Raw genomic sequence first — 15,902 nt, forward strand, 5'->3', positions numbered from 1 at the left:
AAAGCGAGGGATGTCATCCAGAACTGTTAACAGCCGAAGGATTATCTAATGATACTAATTTATGCCGTTTGAGGTTAGTCCAGTTCTACAAGAAAGATTCATTCGGAAATCAGCTACCATAGAAGTGGAGAAACAGTTCGATCACGATCGGGCTGTTTTTTATGCTTTATGAAATGACCTATTAAGGGGCTAAAAAGTATAGTATAATTATTTAATAAAAAGATATTATTTAGTGAATGTTGTGCGAAAGGGAATAGAAGCACTCTCTTTCGATTGTAATAGAATAAAAATTTGGGAAAAAGGACATTGAAAGGGTGGGTTCATGAGACAGCAACGAAGACAGGAACATCAGAAAAGGCAGCGGATCATTGCTGGGTTAAGTGTAGCATTATTGGCAATCACATTCGGAGTGATTTATCTAGTGATTCAAGCGACAAGCATCCCCGAACAGCGTCTTACAGCAGAATCGACAAAACCGACAAAGCCAATGCAAGAATCAAGTAGTTCTACCGAAACAAAGCCAAAAGTAAAAACCATCACAGTGACAGCTAGTGGCGATATGCTTTATCATACACCTGTTTATTTAAGCGCTTACGATGGAAAGCGTTATGATTTTGACAATGATTTTGAGCAAGTCAAACCGTTAATTGCATCGGCGGATCTTGCTCTGGGTGATTTTGAAGGAACCATCAATCCTAATAAACCGCTTGGCGGTTTTCCCTTATTCAACGCGCCTATCGATGCCGTTGCCAGCATCAAAGATGCGGGCTTTGATGTGATCGATCTTGCTCATAATCATATCTTAGATACGGGAATCGAAGGAGTCAAAACAACGGCGGCTGCTTTTCACGATCAAGGGTTGGCAACGATTGGTGTCACGGTCGACAATAGTGGAATTTTGGTCAAAGAAGTCAACGGGATCAAAGTTGCTCTCTTGGCCTATGCCTATGGCTTCAATGGACTTGAAGAAAGCTTAACTCAAGCAGAGTATGACACCTATTTGAAAGACTTGTCCCTCGATAAAGTGGAAGCAGAGATCAAAGAAGCGGAAACCTTGGCGGATATCACCATCGTGATGCCTCAGTCTGGTGTCGAGTATTCTTTAGAACCAACGGAAGAACAACAAACTGTTTATCGGAAGATGATCGATTTTGGTGCTGATATTATTTTCGGCGGCCATCCGCATGTAGCAGAACCAACCGAAATCATCGAAAAGGACGGTGAAAAGAAATTTATCATTTATTCAATGGGGAACTTATTGTCGAATCAACGTTATGAAACCGTCAATAACAACTATTGGACCGAACGCGGCGTCATTCCAGAAGTTGAGATCACCAAACAGGGAGCTCGGACCTATTTAAGTAAGATTGCCTTACATCCAACTTGGGTCTCCAAAGAGCCGATCCCTGATCGTACCTATTATGATCCAGAATACGGCGTCTTACAGGCCTTTGATTTTCAAGTTTACTTGGCCGAAGATTATCTACCGGATGGACAATACGCCAAACGTGTTCCTGAAGAAAAACGACAGCGCATAGAAACCGCCTACCATGAAATGCTGGAGCTGTTAGATTTGAAGTGGGAGCAGCAAAAAGAAAATCAAAATGACTAATAAGGCAACCTGACCAACAGGTTGCTTTTTTATTAGCTCTCGAGAAAACGAATCATGAAACGAATGGTGCTCCTTCCAACAAAACATGACAGTAGACTATCATTTATGAACAAAAAATGACACCTCAAACTGATAAAAATAAGTAATAATGTCAACATAAAGCATTCAGAAATGAGTCGGAAAGGATTCAGTAGATGATTTCTGAATAAAAGGGAAAGAAAGCAGGATGTGTCATGAGAATTATTATACTGACGAAAAATATATCATATGAGATTGATTTGCAGCGGGAGTTACAGATTTTGAGTCATGAAGTGTTCGTAGGGAAAAATACAGAAGAGGCGGAATGGTTGATAGAAAGCGCCAAATTATTTGACTGCTTATTTGTCAGTGAAACGATTGCAGATCCAGAATTTTTATTGATCAATCAGGCGTTGGCTCCTTATTATCAAAAACGAATCGTCCGTATCTTGCCAGGGAATATTGAACAAGAAGGTAGGATGGAAAAAGCTGAAAATGCCACGTACCTGAATCGCTCTTTTGTCGAGCTGAGAGAATTTTTGGCTGCACTACCACCAATTAGTCGTAAGTTAGAAAAAGCATCCGTCACGAAAGAATCCTTTCCTAAATTTCTTAGTCTGCAAGAACAGATCTTTTTTAACAATTTAGGAGAAGAGCAATTTATTAACCGAGAAGACCTGTGTTGGAAAATTTGGGGAAATGGTGGAACAAACTCGAGAAAATCTCAGTTGTCAATATTAGCGAAACGAATCAATGAAAAATTAGATGAATACGACTACACTGAAAAACGGGTTCGTACCGCTTGGGGCAAAGGCTATATCTTACAATAAAAAGAAAATTGTGTGATCAAAAGAGCATCGAAGCCTTATTTCTCACGAATAGACCTCTTTGTAGCTTCGACTGCTTTTCAGGTAGAAACGACTCTGTTTTCAAATTGAGTCGTTTTTTATATAAAAATATTAGTATTAAATAAATGATGGTATCGAAAATTATGATAATGCTTTTTTTTAGTGTTAAAATAGAGATAATCAGTAATGAAAAGGAATACTACAGGATTTAAAAAGCACTTTGGAGAAACGTGCTGTAGTATCTTTCAGAGGAGGAAATGTCGTGAAGAAGATTGAGTGTGTGATATTTGATTTAGACGGAACCCTATTAGATTCGAGAGAATGCAGCATCAAGGCGACAAAAGCAGCTTTTACAGAGATGGGACTCAAAGTACCGAGTGAGGTAGTCATTGAACATTACATGGGGATACCGATCGAAGAATCGTTTTTTAAAATGTCAGAACAGCCATTGGATCAAGAAACAGCAGCGGAACTGATTCGGGTTTTTCGTACCTATTATCAAACATACGAGGAAAGTACCTTGAACGTATTTCCTGAAATTCCCCATGTCCTAGAAATCTTAATGAAACGAAAGGTTCCTTGTTTCGTGGTTTCAAGTAAGAAGACAGCGGTCGTCAAACGAAATTTGGCTGCTCAGAACCTGGTGGCGTTCTTTGAAGAAATCATCGGCTCAGATGCGGTGTCCCACTACAAGCCTCATCCAGAAGGAATCAATAAAGTAGTAACTCAGTATCAGTTTGATCCGACAAGGACGATCATGGTAGGAGATGCTATTTTTGATATCCAGATGGGCAAAGCAGCCGGTGTCAAAACCATCGCTGTTACCTGGGGCAGCCACGATGCGAAAAAACTTTCCGCTGACAAACCAGATGCTTTGGCAGAAGCGCCGCAGGATATTTTAGATTATATCTATGCTTGATCTATTTTTACTGATACAGTTTAAAAATCATTTCTATTTTTGATCTGTAGCGTGAAAAATAGAATGGACTGAACGTCTTCTTCCAGCAGTATATTTGAGGTTTCGACCAATGATCGATAGATTCGATTATTGGTTTTTTTGTTGGTATGGATATGGGGCGTCTATTTACATGAAGCAACAATTTTAGCTATCTGTTGATTTTTATGGATATTATAGTCATTTTCTTGTCATTAGAGACGATCTAGTTGCATTCGGGCACTACTTTTTAGCAGAAGGGAACGGGGCCGCCTCTTTTTCACTCTTATTTCTTTTATTTAATAAAAAGTAATTATAAGAGAATCTGAAAGGGAAACTATAATAGGCGTAACTGATTTTCTTAATGTGTCTGCATTGGTAAGAGCTAAAGACCCAATCATTTTTAGTGGTTTTTGGACAGCTAAGCTTCAATTAAAAAACCTATCGGAAGAAAATCAAAGCGAGCAGAAGGGATAGCGCTACTTTCACCAAAAAAACATAGATGTAAAGGAGTAAGGATATGATATCAGAAAATATCAAGGAACCGAAAGACTATTTGTGTTATTCAAAAGAAGTGTTGCTAAGTGTAGGGGTATTGACTGATTACCCAAAAATCTTTCATTATTATCAAGAACTCTGTGATGAATTTGAGCACATTTACTATGATCAATCAAAGAGTTTATTTGTTCAGCTCAAAGCACTTCTAGCAATAGATGCGCAGATTCAAATTTTACTGGAACTTTTTGAAAATAGTAGAACAAACCTATGCAAAGAGTTTTGTATGGATGAGCATGAAATTATTTGTATGATCAAAAATGATAAAAAATCTTATTATCGCGAGCTTACAGGTCAAAAAAACAATCAAGTACCAAAATGGAGTTTAATTTATTTAAGTGAGGAGTAAGCATATTTTAGGATAATTCAACCATCTCAAGAAAGAACACATGGAGCAATAACGCGATGAACACGGGAGTAGAGGAATAGAAAGAGCGATCATAATAACAGAATCCCATCTTATGATCTAGTAAAATAGTCTAGCGCACTTTCCTTGTGATTTGTTATACTAATTCTAAGGAGCTGATCTTGACACCTTGTGTTCGGCAAGTACGTTCATGTGAGCGCTTTATTGATTGAGTGAGAAAAGAGGGAATGATTTGACGAAAAAAATTGTCTTTTTAGATGTAGATGGAACATTATGTGATGATGCTGGAAATGTACCAGAAAGTGCACGCCAAGCGATCACAGCGGCGCATAAGAAAGGCCATGAATTTTTCTTATGTACCGGTCGTTCAAAGGCCGAAATTACAGAAGACGTGTTGGCACTGCCCCTAAGTGGGATGATTGGTGCCGGCGGCGGTTATTGTGAGGTGCATAATGAGGTGATTTTGCACAAAGTTTTTGAAAAAGAAGCTTTATTAAGATTGATTGATTTCTTAAAAGAAAACCAAATCGAGTATTACTTGGAATCGAACCAAGGTTTATTTGCAAGTACCAATCTAAGAAATCGTTTGCTGGAGATCGTCTTAGCAGGTGAGTCTGTTGAAAGTAAAGCAGGAAAACAACGCGTTCAAACTATTCAGTGGTTCCTTGATTTACTGATTGAGGACGAAGCGAAAATCGATTACGATGACGTGAACAAAGTTTCCTTTATCAATCATTCCATTCCTTATGAACGGGTCCATGACCAATACCACGAACAATTCCAAATGATTCGCAGTACGGTACCTGTTTTTGGCAAAGATAGCGGCGAGATCGGCATCAAGAATATCCACAAGAAAACAGCCATCGATTTTCTCTTGAACCATTTAGGGATCGATAACAAAGATACCTTGGCGTTTGGTGACGGCCATAATGATGTCGAAATGTTTGAAGCTGTTGCGACGGGAATTGCAATGGGCAATGCCTGTGAACAGCTATTGGCAGTAGCTGACGAGGTGACGGCTCGACCAGAAGACGGCGGGATTGCGCAAGCGCTCCAAAAGCACGGCCTCGTGTAACTACTAAGAAGCAGATGTCTGCACAATCCTTTTGTTTCCTGGAGGAATTGATCAGGAGTTGAGCGATGTTGGTAAACTGATCGGTAAAACCAACGATTGACAAGGAGGCTGAGTTGAATGAAGGAAACAACCTTTTTTTGTTATCTTGAACAAGCATTGAAAAATCTGAAGGCGACAGAAGCCTTGCGCTTCAACATCGAAGGCGAAGTCAAACGGCTGATGAAGGTGTACAGTGAGGCAGAAATTTGTGAGAAAGTAAAAGAGGGTACCTTTAAAAAGTAAGACCATTTTCTTATGAAACGCAGCGAATAGAACAAACACCCAACCTTGTGAAAGGCACAAAAGCGATCAATGCGTCCTTTCAAGGAGGGGCACACAAGTAACTATTTGTTGTATCAAAAAAGACTGATTCCAATTGAATCAGTCTTTTTCTTTCTTCTCAAGCAGTCAGATAAGCCACTAAAATAGCAAACAGGTCGAACAAGACATGTGTGCCCCAACTAGTCAGGATCGAGTTGCTCTTGATAGCAGCTTGGTTAAATAGCAAGCGCGCCACTCCTTGAATGAAAAGAATATGGATCAAGGTATGGAAAACATTGCCGTTGTCATAAGTGCTGTAATGAACCAAGCCAAAGATGATCGCGGAAAGGATGCTGGCAATTGGCAAGGTACATTTACTAGAAAAGATCGCTAAAAAGAAGATAGAAAAGAGTTCTTCTCCAAGTAACATGATTGGAATAACTAGCAGAGTCAACCATTGAAAGCCTTCGTTCACTGGATTTCCGTGAAGATCCCATTTTAGTCCATATTGCAAAACGAGAGAAACGAGGAAGCTGATCAGGATGTTTAAAAGAACATACTTGCTGATCGTCTTCACTGGCGCGATGGGTTTTCCAAAGAGCTGCTTGACTGCCTCATTACCGTAAACCAGCCGTAATGCCAAATAGCTGGCAATCGATAATGAGAAGATGCTGACGATGGCAGGGGCATACAAAAGACCGACCAAACCGATACCTGCGAGGACTGTTCCTAGTAAAGCGTTGTTCCATGAGATTTGTTTTCCTATAAGTTTGTTCATTTACTTTTCTCTCCTTATTAAGCTATAGAGCATGTACTATTTAGCTGTTTTCTCTGATTCTTCTGAGTGTGCTTTTTGTGCCGCAATATAAGCGATAAGTACAACAATGAACGTTTTGGGTGATTGTCATATCATCGCTTCATTTGCGCCAATTCTTTGTACGGTACAAAGGATAGAGTAATCGATAACGAGTTTCTGAAACAAGATGGTCGTATATTTCGGACTTTTTTATGGTTGTGCAACTAAGTGATGGAGGATGCACAAGTACTAAGTTACTTCATTAAGAAAGGAAAACTGACTTCCAGTTTCGATGGAATAATCGTCAACAAAGAAACGACATCGCTATGTTCTCTTGAAATCGACTAAAATTCCAGAATATTTCGAAAAATACCATTGCTTATTTATGGCAAAACCATTAGTATTATTAGAAAAACTGATGGTGAATCGATGATAAAGCGAGCCTTTAACAGTGAGAAAGCCGGATCAGTGGCATGAAATAGGAGTGATAAGTGTGGAAGAGTTATGGAATGTATTGAAACCAGCCGAACAAGTCGAACTGAAATTAAGAAAATTGTATACGCAGCATCATTTTTCACCTTATCACTCGAACAACTTTGAAGAGTATCGCAACTATCAGCAAAATGATCAGTTTTTGCGTGGTTCTTCCATCATCACGTTTACAGGCACGGATGGCAGGACGATGGCTCTAAAACCCGATGTTACCTTGTCGATTGCCAAAAATACACCGTCTGGAGAGGCGCGTAGAGTGTATTATGTGGAAGATGTCTATCGACAGGATCGTCAAGCTGGGGAATACCAAAAAATCGATCAAATCGGTTTGGAGCTCATTGACCAAATCACGTGGGAAGATCAACTGGAGGTTGTAAAACTGGCGTGGGAAAGTTTGGCTCAGGTGGGAAAAGGGACCTTGGATCTGTCCCATATGGGGATTTTGGATGGCATCTGCCAACGCTTCCCCGAAGCGGATCGACAAAAGGTATTGCACTGCCTGCGGGACAAGAGTTCTCATGGCATGGATGCACTGACTGAAAAAGCTGGCTTGTCAGCAACAGAAGCTGAAAAATTAGCGAAACTGGTACGTTTGTCAGGTGATTTTGAAACCAAGTATCAAAAAGCCAAAGAACTGCTGGCAGAATATCCCCAAGCTCAAGCTGGTTTAGCAGAACTGAACCAACTGTATCAAGCATTGCAAAAAGAACAACTGTCATCCTCCATTCGAATAAGGTTAGATTTTTCGATTTTAAATGATGCCGATTATTACAGTGGTTTGCTGTTTCAAGGATTTATCGAAGAAGCAAGAGAGACAATTTTATATGGCGGCCGTTATGATCGCTTGATGAGTCGGCAAGGCAAAGCGCAAGGAGCGATCGGATTTGGCATGAAGCTCAATCATGTGGGGCAAAAGTTGCCGACTGACAACGAAAGTTCAGCCTATTTGAACATTGCGCTGCCAAAAGGCCGCATGGGGGATGCCGTATATGATTTGTTCACGAAAGCCGGAGTCGCTGCGCAAGGCGTCTTCAAAGACAATCGCCAACTAATTTTTTGTGATGAAGAAAACAAGCTGCGCTTTTTCTTAGTCAAGCCTAGCGATGTAGCAATCTATGTGGAGCACGGAGTGGCGGATATCGGTGTCGTAGGCAAAGATATTTTAATGGAAAGCAAGGCGGAAGTCATCGAATTTCTTGATTTGCATATGGGGGTCTGCCGTTTGGCCGTAGCGGCGCGTAAGGATTTCGAGGAAGATTTCTCCCGACCGCTGCGGGTCTCTACAAAATATCCGCAGATCACCCGCCAGTTTTATCAAGGGTTAGGTCGCTCAGTGGAATTGATCCAACTGCATGGATCGATTGAATTGGCCCCTTTATTAGGTCTCTCCGATGTGATCGTTGACATCGTCGAAACGGGGACGACACTAAAAGAAAATGATTTAGAAGTGATCCAAGACATCGCGCCGTCTTCAGCGCGCTTAGTGATCAACCACGCCACGTGGCGTTTCAAGCAAGAACGCATTCAAACAGTGATTGAGAAGGTGAGGGAGCAATTATGAGAATTTTTTCGACCCAAAAAAATACGATCGAAACGATTGTGGCAAGGAAACAGTCGGAAACGAAAGATGTTTCAACCATTGTCGCCCAAATCATTGCCCGTGTTCAGCAGCAAGGAGATCAGGCGTTGTTTCAATTAATTGAGGAAATCGATCAAGTGACCTTGTCTTCCTTAACCGTCAGTCCAGGGGAGATAGACGCGGCTGTCCATGCCGTCTCACCCGAGCTGCTTAATGTGATGGAACAGGCGAAAGAAAACATTTTGGCATTTCATCAAAAACAAGTCCAGCAAGGCTTTGTCTTAACGAAGGAAAATGGCGTTGTGATGGGACAGCGGGTCTTACCATTAGCAAAAGTCGGGGTCTATGTTCCTGGCGGCACAGCAGCTTATCCAAGTACGGTTTTGATGGATGTCCTGCCGGCAAAAATCGCCGGGGTCAAAAAAATCGTTATGATCACACCGACGGACAGTCAGGGAAAAGTTCCGGCTGCTATTTTAGCGGCAGCTTCCGTTGCCGGAGTGGATGAAATCTACAAAGTCGGTGGGGCCCATGGCGTAGCGGCATTGGCTTATGGAACAGAAACAATTCCCAAAGTCGACAAAATCGTCGGACCGGGAAATATTTATGTCGCCACAGCGAAAAAAATGGTGTACGGCGAAGTTGATATCGATATGATCGCAGGGCCCAGCGATGTGCTGATCCTCGCTGATGCCAGCGCAAATCCTCGCTGGCTGTCGGCGGATCTTTTGGCACAAGCCGAGCATGATCCCTTAGCGCAAGCTATCTTAGTCACAACAGAAGCAGCTTTGATTGAAGAAGTACAAGCCGAGGTTGAGTTGCAGCTGAAGCAACTGCCCCGCAAAGACATTGCTGCTGCGGCGCTTGAATCTAGCGGAAAGCTGATTCTGGTCAAAGATTTGACCGAAGCACTTACCATTGCCAATCAAATTGCTCCAGAACACCTTGAATTAGCGGTGGCTGATCCTTTTGCATTATTGGGACAAGTAGAAAATGCGGGTAGCGTCTTTTTAGGTCACCATACACCGGAAGTACTGGGAGATTATTTTGCTGGACCAAACCATACCCTACCGACAGAAGGGACGGCTCGTTTCTATTCGCCGTTATCAGTGGACGATTTTATTAAGAAAAGCAGTTATTTGTATTACCCAGAGGCAGCCATGAAAGCAGCTGGTCCAGCTGTAGCGTTGTTCGCGGAAACCGAAGACTTGATCGGCCATGCCCGTTCGATCAATGTACGAAGAGAGGGAGAAAAATGACCTTTTTACATCAAAAGTATCACAAGCTGACTCCTTATACACCGGGGGAACAAGTAGATGAGCAAGTCGTTATTAAACTGAACACCAATGAAAGTCCTTATCCGCCAGCGCCAAGTGTTCAAGCAGCGGTTGCTGATGCCGCCCAAAAGCTGAATCGTTACTCGGATATTGCTGCTGAAGTAGTGACAAACCCTCTGGCTGCCTATCTTGGCGTTACACCAGCCCAACTGTTTCTCGGTAATGGCAGTGACGAAGTCTTGTCCTACCTCTTTCAAGGCTTCACGGAAAACGGCATCGCCTTTCCCGATGTGACCTACGGGTTTTATCAAGTGTATAGTGCCTTGTACCAAGTCGCTGCCACCGTTGTTCCGCTGCAAGAAGATTTCTCGATCGCGTTAACGGACTACGATTCACTCAAAGGGACCGTCATTTTTGCCAATCCCAATGCCCCGACTGGGGTTTATCAAGAACAAAGCGAAATCTGTGCCTTTCTAAAACGGCATCCCGATCGCTTAGTGATAGTCGATGAGGCCTATATCGATTTTGGCGGCTCTTCAATGGTTTCTTTGATCGATCAATACCCAAATCTCTTGGTTGTGGGGACGTTTTCGAAATCTCGGCAGCTGGCAGGAGCACGCTTAGGCTTTGCGGTTGCCAATGAAGGACTGATCCAAGACTTGAATCGGTTGAAATTTAGCTTGAATCCGTACAATGTCAATAGTTTGACCCAAGCCGCTGGTGCAGCCGTTTTGCAGGAACAAGCGTATGTCGATGAGAAAATCCAAGCAACGATCCACGTGCGTGAGTGGAGCAAGCAAGCCCTAGCGAAATTCGACTTTGAGCAGACCGACAGCCAAGGGAATTTTTTGTTTGCAAGGCACCCTGCGATTGCCGGTGAAGAGTTGTATCAGGCACTGAAAGAGCAGAAAATCTTCGTCCGCTGGTTCAATCAGCCCCGCATCAAAGAGTATTTACGAATTACGGTAGGAACGAAGGCCCAGATGGAACGACTGATGACGGTGCTAACAACGATCATAGAAGAGGTGAAGGAATGAGAAAAGCAGAAGCTACCCGCAATACGACGGAAACCAAGATCCACCTGCAGTTGACGATCGATGGTACTGGTCAGCAATCAATCAAGACTGGTGTGGGGTTTTTAGACCACATGCTGGAATTATTTGTCCGCCACGGTCGCTTTGATTTGACGTTGGTTTGTGATGGCGATACAGAAGTAGATGCCCATCACACAACAGAAGACGTTGCCATCGCCATTGGCCGAGCGTTTTCAGAAAGTCTTGGGGAGCGACGAGGTATCAAACGCTATGGTAGTATGCTGCTGCCGATGGACGAAGCCTTAGTTATGACAGCGATCGATATTAGCGGTCGCGGCATGGCAGTCGTAGAGTTGGCGATACCGAGTGAAAAAATCGGGCAGCAGTTTGATACGGAGTTGGTTGAAGAATTCTTCATTGCTTTTGCCCGTGAATTAGGTGCTACGATCCATCTCCATCAAATCGCTGGCAAAAACAGCCACCACATTGTGGAAGCTTGCTTTAAAGGTTTTGGGCGTGCTTTAGGTGAAGCGGTGGCGATCAATCAAGCAGCCCCAGATGAGATCCCTTCAACCAAAGGGACGATCCAGTGATTCATGAGGGGAAAAATGATTACGTATCTTCCACACAGAGGGATGAGATAAGGAAAGGGGCGTATTATGTTAGCAATCATCGACTATGGGGTCGGCAATTTGTTCAGCTTGTCTCGTTCGCTGGACTATTTGGGTGTTGAGTGCCGAATCACGCGTTCATTAGCAGAATTAAAAGCTGCCGACCGCATTCTTTTACCCGGCGTAGGGGCTTTTGGCGATGCTCGCCAAAAGTTGGCAGAGTTGTCGCTGATCGAACCGATCCAAGAATTGGCAGCAGCTGGCAAACCCTTTTTAGGCATTTGTTTAGGGATGCAGCTGTTGTTTGATAGCAGTGAGGAGTTTGGCACACATGCGGGGCTCGGTTTGATTCCAGGACGGATCGTTTCCATGCAATGCGCCTTTGAAGAAGCCAAACTGAATCTGAAAGTGCCGCAGATTGGTTGGAATCGTTTGACTGTCAGAAAAGAAAGTCCCCTCGTCAGCGGGCTAGGGGAACAAGACTTTGTCTACTATGTCCACAGTTATTTTGCTACTGATTGCCAAGAGTATGTCGTGGCAGACAGTGACTATGGTCTAGCAATTCCCGGTATCGTGCAAAAAGACAATGTCTTCGGCACTCAGTTTCACCCAGAAAAAAGCGGGGCAGTCGGGTTGAAGATTTTAAAAGCATTTACGGAGGTGCCGCTATGAAAATTTTTCCAGCAATCGATCTGTTAGATCAAAAAGTGGTCCGTTTGTACCAAGGAGACTATGAGCAAAAAGAAGTGTTTGGGGATGATCCAGTGGCATTTGCTCGTTCATTTGAAGAAGCGGGTGCCAACTATCTGCACCTCGTCGACTTAGATGGTGCCAAAGCCGGCAAACTCCATTACTTTGATATCGCAAAAAACATCGTCCAGCAGACCAATCTGTTTGTCGAAGTTGGCGGCGGGATTCGTGAGGAAGAAACGATCCAGCATTGTTTGGCAGCAGGCGTTCATCGGGTGATCCTCGGCACGATTGCCCAGAAAGACCCAGCATTCACAAAAGCGATGCTCAAGAAATACGGCAATAAGATCGCCATTGGAGTCGATGCCAAGGAAGAAAAAGTGGCAGTGGAAGGCTGGCTCGAGAAAACGGCAACAGACGCGTTTACTTTTTGCCAACAATTGGTGGCATGGGGCGCGCAAACGATCATCTTTACCGAAATCTCCCGTGACGGTACAGGAGAAGGCATCAATCTGCCCTTATACGAAAAACTCAATCAATTGGATTGCGACATCGTGGCTTCTGGCGGCGTGGCTTCATTGGCAGATATCAAAGGATTAAAACAGTTGGGGATCTCTGGCGTGATCGTCGGGAAATCCTTATATAACGGTAGTCTCCAATTGGCCGATGTCTTAGCAGCAGGGGAGGCAGAAGCATGATCGCCAAACGAATTATTCCTTGCCTTGATGTGCGAGATGGGCGAGTAGTGAAAGGGGTCAACTTTGCTGGCTTAAAAGATGTCAATGATCCGGTGACTTTGGCGCGCTTTTACAATGAACAAGGCGCCGATGAGCTGGTTTTTTATGACATTACTGCTTCTGCAGAAGAACGCGGCTTATTCACGGACATTTTGCAGCGCGTGGCGTCAGAAGTGTTTATTCCTTTGACGGTGGGGGGCGGCATCAATCAAGTAGCAGATTTTGAGCGAGTCTTAAACTGTGGCGCCGACAAAGTCAGCGTCAATTCGGGAGCGCTTCGCCGACCAGAGCTGATCGCAGAAGGCGCGAAACGCTATGGCAGCCAGTGCGTTGTTTTATCCGTTGATGTTCGCCGTGTCGGTGAGAACTGGCATGTGTTTGCCAAAGGCGGACGGGAAGATACAGGCTTAGAAGCATTGGCGTGGATTCACCAAGCTGAGCAGTTAGGTGCTGGTGAACTAGTCATCAACAGCATGGATACCGATGGCGTGAAGCAGGGGTTTGATCTCGACTTGCTGAAAGCTGTCAGCGAAATCACCAAATTACCGATCGTCGCATCCGGTGGTGCTGGCAAAAGTACCGATTTTATCGAGCTGTTTCAATTGCCAAATATTGAAGCAGGATTGGCAGCCTCGATTTTTCACTATGGCGAGGTAAAAATCCCAGAGCTGAAAAAACAATTACAGGCCGTCGATATTCCCGTACGAATCGTATAGAGTAGGCGTTTTGATAGGCAACAGAAGGAGTGGATAACATGGTGCAAGTACGATTTGATGAACAAGGATTGGTTCCAGTGATCGTGCAGGATGTGGAAACGAATGAAGTCTTGACTTTGGCTTATATGAACCAAGAAAGTTTGACCTTGACCTTGAAGGACCGATTGATGACCTTTTATTCCCGCAGTCGTCAAGAATTGTGGCGCAAAGGAGAAACCAGCGGCAATTACCAGCATTTAGTGTCATTGACAGCAGATTGCGATCAAGATGCCTTAGTCGCCAAAGTAAAAAAAGACGGACCTGCTTGCCATACAGGCACGGAAAGCTGCTTTACAGAAGTGCTTTATGGTACAAAATCCTCTCCAACCATCGATGCGTTGTATGAGCTGATAAAAGGTCGTAAAGATACGCCACAAGAAGGAAGCTATACCAGCTACTTGTTTGAAAAAGGCAGTGAAAAAATCTTAAAAAAAATCGGCGAGGAAGCAACCGAGGTCGTAATTGGGGCGATGAAGGAAGACCGTCAAGAAACCGTTTATGAGATTGCTGATTTGGCGTATCATACATTGGTTTTAATGGCAGAAATGGGGATTGATTTAGCGGCTATTCGCCAAGAGCTTGCCAAGCGTCATGTTGTGGATAAGAAAGTCAAACAAGAGCGGATGCAATAACGGTCAGGATTTTTCAGTAGAAAGAAAGTAGCTGACGATAAAAAAGAAGCCCTTCAGCTATTGCTTGAAGGGCTTCTCATCCGTGAGGAAAAAGTTGATCTGCTGGTTCTTTAAGTGAGCACATAAAATTGCTATTTGTTTTCTAACTCTTCGATCAATTCTTTCATTTCTTTGATTTCTTTTTCCTGTGCGTCGATGATTTTTTCTGCAAGTTCTTTTACTCTTGGATCAGACAAATCGGCATTTTTACTGGTTAGAATCGCAATCGAATGATGGGGAATCATGGCTTTCATCCAGGCTGTATCTCCCACGGCAGTTTGGCTTCTGACCATAAAAAGTGAACTAAAAAAGAGTGCAACACTGACAACTAGAATGCCGATATTCATTTTCTTGTTGTCATACATCTTCCACATAAACAATAGCATGATGATCGCCATCATCGCGCCCATCATAAGTGCCATAAACAGGCGGGTTTGGCTGAAAAAAATATGATCGAGGGCATAGACATTGAAATACATCATACAAAACATAATCACCGTCGATACCCCAATCATTACCAAAAATTTCCCATACTTCTTCATTTCTTTCCTCTCCTTTTTGTATACAAAATAAAAACAATAAAGCAATCCAAAACATCATCGTAATAGATGCTTTTTTTTGTTTATTGTTTTGTTAGAATAAATTTACTCCCTAAATCAAGTATAGCGGAGGAAGTAGAATGAGAGAAGCGATATACATTTGAACGAAAACAATGGGTTCTTAGAGTAAAAAAGCGAAAACGGGATTACTCGTCTAGGTTTATTTGTTATAATCAACCTAAGAAATGGATGGTGTATAGAATGAATCACAATGATCGCTTGACGCGTTTACGCTATGCTTTGGATATCAAAGATACTGACATGGTGAAAATTTTTGAACTTGGCGGCGCTTCTTTCACGAAAGAAGAAGTAAGACAATTATTGAAGAAAAAAGACCCTGAGACCTACGAGATTGAGTGTACCAATGAAGCCTTTGAGCGTTTCTTAAATGGTTTGATTCGCTCGCAACGAGGAACAAAGTCAGATGCTGCAGAACCTGTCTTAGAGTTGAACAATGGCAATGTGAATAATTTGATGCTGAAGAAAATAAAAATCGCCCTTTCCCTAACAACGGATGAAATGCTGAACATTTTCGAGCAAGCGGGAGTTAAGGTTTCAAAAGGTGAACTGGGCGCCATTTTACGCAAAGAAGGCCATCGCAATTACAAGCCATGCTTAGACAAATATGCCCGCAACTTTTTAAAAGGATTGACGATCGAGTATCGGGATAACTAGTAAAAAATCAATAATAGACTGAACTTACAATGGGGCGCCTAAAGAGATGCATGTTATGTGTCTCTTTTTATGTGTGTAAAAATAACAATTTAAATAAGTGATTGTAGCGCTGACCGAGTCCAAGCTTGGAGCATGAAGAAGCAGGTTAAGTGAACGATCTGTTTGTTTGAATAACCTGTTCGTTGAAACCTGACAAGTTTGGTCATTTCTGATACAAATGTTGACGTGTTCAGAATGATGAACCATGCAATACTATCAAAATGAACAGGAGCATCCT

The 15,902-nt window shown here is 42.9% G+C and carries 17 protein-coding genes; 15 read left to right on the top strand and 2 right to left on the bottom strand.

Features of this window, described 5'->3' with window-relative positions:
- Window positions 1-322 precede the first annotated feature (322 nt).
- From ACIPK1_RS06500 to ACIPK1_RS06525, 6 genes are all read left to right on the top strand, one after another.
- Complete coding sequence (locus tag ACIPK1_RS06500; RefSeq protein WP_400450322.1) at window positions 323-1,612, top strand: CapA family protein; 1,290 nt, start codon at window positions 323-325, stop codon at window positions 1,610-1,612.
- Window positions 1,613-1,845: 233 nt separating this feature from the next.
- Entirely contained in the window at window positions 1,846-2,460 is a 615-nt protein-coding gene (locus tag ACIPK1_RS06505) for a hypothetical protein (RefSeq protein WP_005237455.1), read from the top strand.
- Window positions 2,461-2,740: 280 nt separating this feature from the next.
- Window positions 2,741-3,397 (top strand): HAD family hydrolase, encoded by a 657-nt coding sequence (locus ACIPK1_RS06510; RefSeq protein ID WP_400450324.1) that lies wholly within the window; start codon window positions 2,741-2,743, stop codon window positions 3,395-3,397.
- Between the two features lie 535 nt (window positions 3,398-3,932).
- Complete coding sequence (locus ACIPK1_RS06515) at window positions 3,933-4,316, top strand: DUF7006 family protein (RefSeq protein WP_016611968.1); 384 nt, start codon at window positions 3,933-3,935, stop codon at window positions 4,314-4,316.
- Window positions 4,317-4,566: 250 nt separating this feature from the next.
- Window positions 4,567-5,409 (top strand): Cof-type HAD-IIB family hydrolase, encoded by an 843-nt coding sequence (locus ACIPK1_RS06520; RefSeq protein WP_086299158.1) that lies wholly within the window; start codon window positions 4,567-4,569, stop codon window positions 5,407-5,409.
- A gap of 117 nt (window positions 5,410-5,526) precedes the next feature.
- A complete protein-coding gene (locus tag ACIPK1_RS06525; RefSeq protein WP_008377119.1) occupies window positions 5,527-5,691 on the top strand; it encodes a hypothetical protein in 165 nt (54 codons plus the stop codon).
- 157 nt (window positions 5,692-5,848) lie between these two features.
- On the opposite strand, the gene ACIPK1_RS06530 is transcribed toward ACIPK1_RS06525, so the two are convergent.
- Window positions 5,849-6,487, bottom strand: a complete 639-nt coding sequence (locus ACIPK1_RS06530) for a type II CAAX prenyl endopeptidase Rce1 family protein (protein ID WP_016611971.1) — start codon at window positions 6,485-6,487, stop codon at window positions 5,849-5,851.
- Window positions 6,488-6,998: 511 nt separating this feature from the next.
- Between ACIPK1_RS06530 and hisG the strand changes: the two genes are divergently transcribed.
- The 8 genes from hisG to hisIE all read left to right on the top strand — a co-directional run bounded on the left by hisG (window position 6,999) and on the right by hisIE (window position 14,312).
- Entirely contained in the window at window positions 6,999-8,558 is a 1,560-nt protein-coding gene (hisG, locus tag ACIPK1_RS06535) for an ATP phosphoribosyltransferase (RefSeq protein WP_086299159.1), read from the top strand.
- Entirely contained in the window at window positions 8,555-9,835 is a 1,281-nt protein-coding gene (gene hisD, locus ACIPK1_RS06540; protein WP_400450328.1) for a histidinol dehydrogenase, read from the top strand. Before hisG ends, hisD begins: the two co-directional genes overlap by 4 nt.
- Window positions 9,832-10,890 (top strand): histidinol-phosphate transaminase, encoded by a 1,059-nt coding sequence (gene hisC / locus ACIPK1_RS06545; protein WP_008377129.1) that lies wholly within the window; start codon window positions 9,832-9,834, stop codon window positions 10,888-10,890. The genes hisD and hisC overlap by 4 nt, the downstream gene beginning before the upstream one ends.
- Window positions 10,887-11,480 carry an imidazoleglycerol-phosphate dehydratase HisB gene (hisB, locus tag ACIPK1_RS06550; protein ID WP_061053828.1) on the top strand — a complete coding sequence of 198 codons (594 nt, stop codon included), beginning with the start codon at window positions 10,887-10,889 and terminating at the stop codon, window positions 11,478-11,480. The genes hisC and hisB overlap by 4 nt, the downstream gene beginning before the upstream one ends.
- 66 nt (window positions 11,481-11,546) lie before the next feature.
- A complete protein-coding gene (gene hisH / locus ACIPK1_RS06555; RefSeq protein WP_016611979.1) occupies window positions 11,547-12,170 on the top strand; it encodes an imidazole glycerol phosphate synthase subunit HisH in 624 nt (207 codons plus the stop codon).
- A complete protein-coding gene (gene hisA, locus ACIPK1_RS06560; RefSeq protein ID WP_016611981.1) occupies window positions 12,167-12,886 on the top strand; it encodes a 1-(5-phosphoribosyl)-5-[(5-phosphoribosylamino)methylideneamino]imidazole-4-carboxamide isomerase in 720 nt (239 codons plus the stop codon). The genes hisH and hisA overlap by 4 nt, the downstream gene beginning before the upstream one ends.
- Window positions 12,883-13,641, top strand: coding sequence for an imidazole glycerol phosphate synthase subunit HisF (gene hisF, locus ACIPK1_RS06565; RefSeq protein ID WP_008377137.1), 759 nt, complete (start codon window positions 12,883-12,885; stop codon window positions 13,639-13,641). The genes hisA and hisF overlap by 4 nt, the downstream gene beginning before the upstream one ends.
- A 38-nt stretch (window positions 13,642-13,679) precedes the next feature.
- A complete protein-coding gene (gene hisIE, locus ACIPK1_RS06570) occupies window positions 13,680-14,312 on the top strand; it encodes a bifunctional phosphoribosyl-AMP cyclohydrolase/phosphoribosyl-ATP diphosphatase HisIE (protein ID WP_008377139.1) in 633 nt (210 codons plus the stop codon).
- A gap of 131 nt (window positions 14,313-14,443) precedes the next feature.
- On the opposite strand, the gene ACIPK1_RS06575 is transcribed toward hisIE, so the two are convergent.
- Window positions 14,444-14,893: a DUF305 domain-containing protein gene (locus ACIPK1_RS06575; RefSeq protein WP_005237438.1), complete on the bottom strand. Its 450-nt coding sequence runs from the start codon at window positions 14,891-14,893 to the stop codon at window positions 14,444-14,446.
- 258 nt (window positions 14,894-15,151) lie between these two features.
- On the opposite strand from ACIPK1_RS06575, the gene ACIPK1_RS06580 reads away from it, so the two are divergent.
- Window positions 15,152-15,625, top strand: a complete 474-nt coding sequence (locus ACIPK1_RS06580) for a DUF1456 family protein (RefSeq protein WP_008377143.1) — start codon at window positions 15,152-15,154, stop codon at window positions 15,623-15,625.
- Window positions 15,626-15,902 lie beyond the last annotated feature (277 nt).

Source organism: Enterococcus sp. NPDC086594, assembly GCF_044746145.1.
Taxonomy (GTDB): Bacteria; Bacillota; Bacilli; order Lactobacillales; family Enterococcaceae; genus Enterococcus_D; species Enterococcus_D entomosocium.

Bases quoted from the DNA above. Each gene is read 5' to 3' on its own strand.
- ACIPK1_RS06500 (WP_400450322.1), top strand. From the start codon at position 323: ATGAGACAGCAACGAAGACAGGAACATCAGAAAAGGCAGCGGATCATT.
- ACIPK1_RS06505 (WP_005237455.1), top strand. From the start codon at position 1,846: ATGAGAATTATTATACTGACGAAAAATATATCATATGAGATTGATTTG.
- ACIPK1_RS06515 (WP_016611968.1), top strand. From the start codon at position 3,933: ATGATATCAGAAAATATCAAGGAACCGAAAGACTATTTGTGTTATTCA.
- ACIPK1_RS06525 (WP_008377119.1), top strand. From the start codon at position 5,527: ATGAAGGAAACAACCTTTTTTTGTTATCTTGAACAAGCATTGAAAAAT.
- ACIPK1_RS06530 (WP_016611971.1), bottom strand. From the start codon at position 6,487: ATGAACAAACTTATAGGAAAACAAATCTCATGGAACAACGCTTTACTA.
- hisD (WP_400450328.1), top strand. From the start codon at position 8,555: ATGAGAATTTTTTCGACCCAAAAAAATACGATCGAAACGATTGTGGCA.
- hisC (WP_008377129.1), top strand. From the start codon at position 9,832: ATGACCTTTTTACATCAAAAGTATCACAAGCTGACTCCTTATACACCG.
- hisB (WP_061053828.1), top strand. From the start codon at position 10,887: ATGAGAAAAGCAGAAGCTACCCGCAATACGACGGAAACCAAGATCCAC.
- hisH (WP_016611979.1), top strand. From the start codon at position 11,547: ATGTTAGCAATCATCGACTATGGGGTCGGCAATTTGTTCAGCTTGTCT.
- hisA (WP_016611981.1), top strand. From the start codon at position 12,167: ATGAAAATTTTTCCAGCAATCGATCTGTTAGATCAAAAAGTGGTCCGT.
- hisF (WP_008377137.1), top strand. From the start codon at position 12,883: ATGATCGCCAAACGAATTATTCCTTGCCTTGATGTGCGAGATGGGCGA.
- hisIE (WP_008377139.1), top strand. From the start codon at position 13,680: ATGGTGCAAGTACGATTTGATGAACAAGGATTGGTTCCAGTGATCGTG.
- ACIPK1_RS06575 (WP_005237438.1), bottom strand. From the start codon at position 14,893: ATGAAGAAGTATGGGAAATTTTTGGTAATGATTGGGGTATCGACGGTG.
- ACIPK1_RS06580 (WP_008377143.1), top strand. From the start codon at position 15,152: ATGAATCACAATGATCGCTTGACGCGTTTACGCTATGCTTTGGATATC.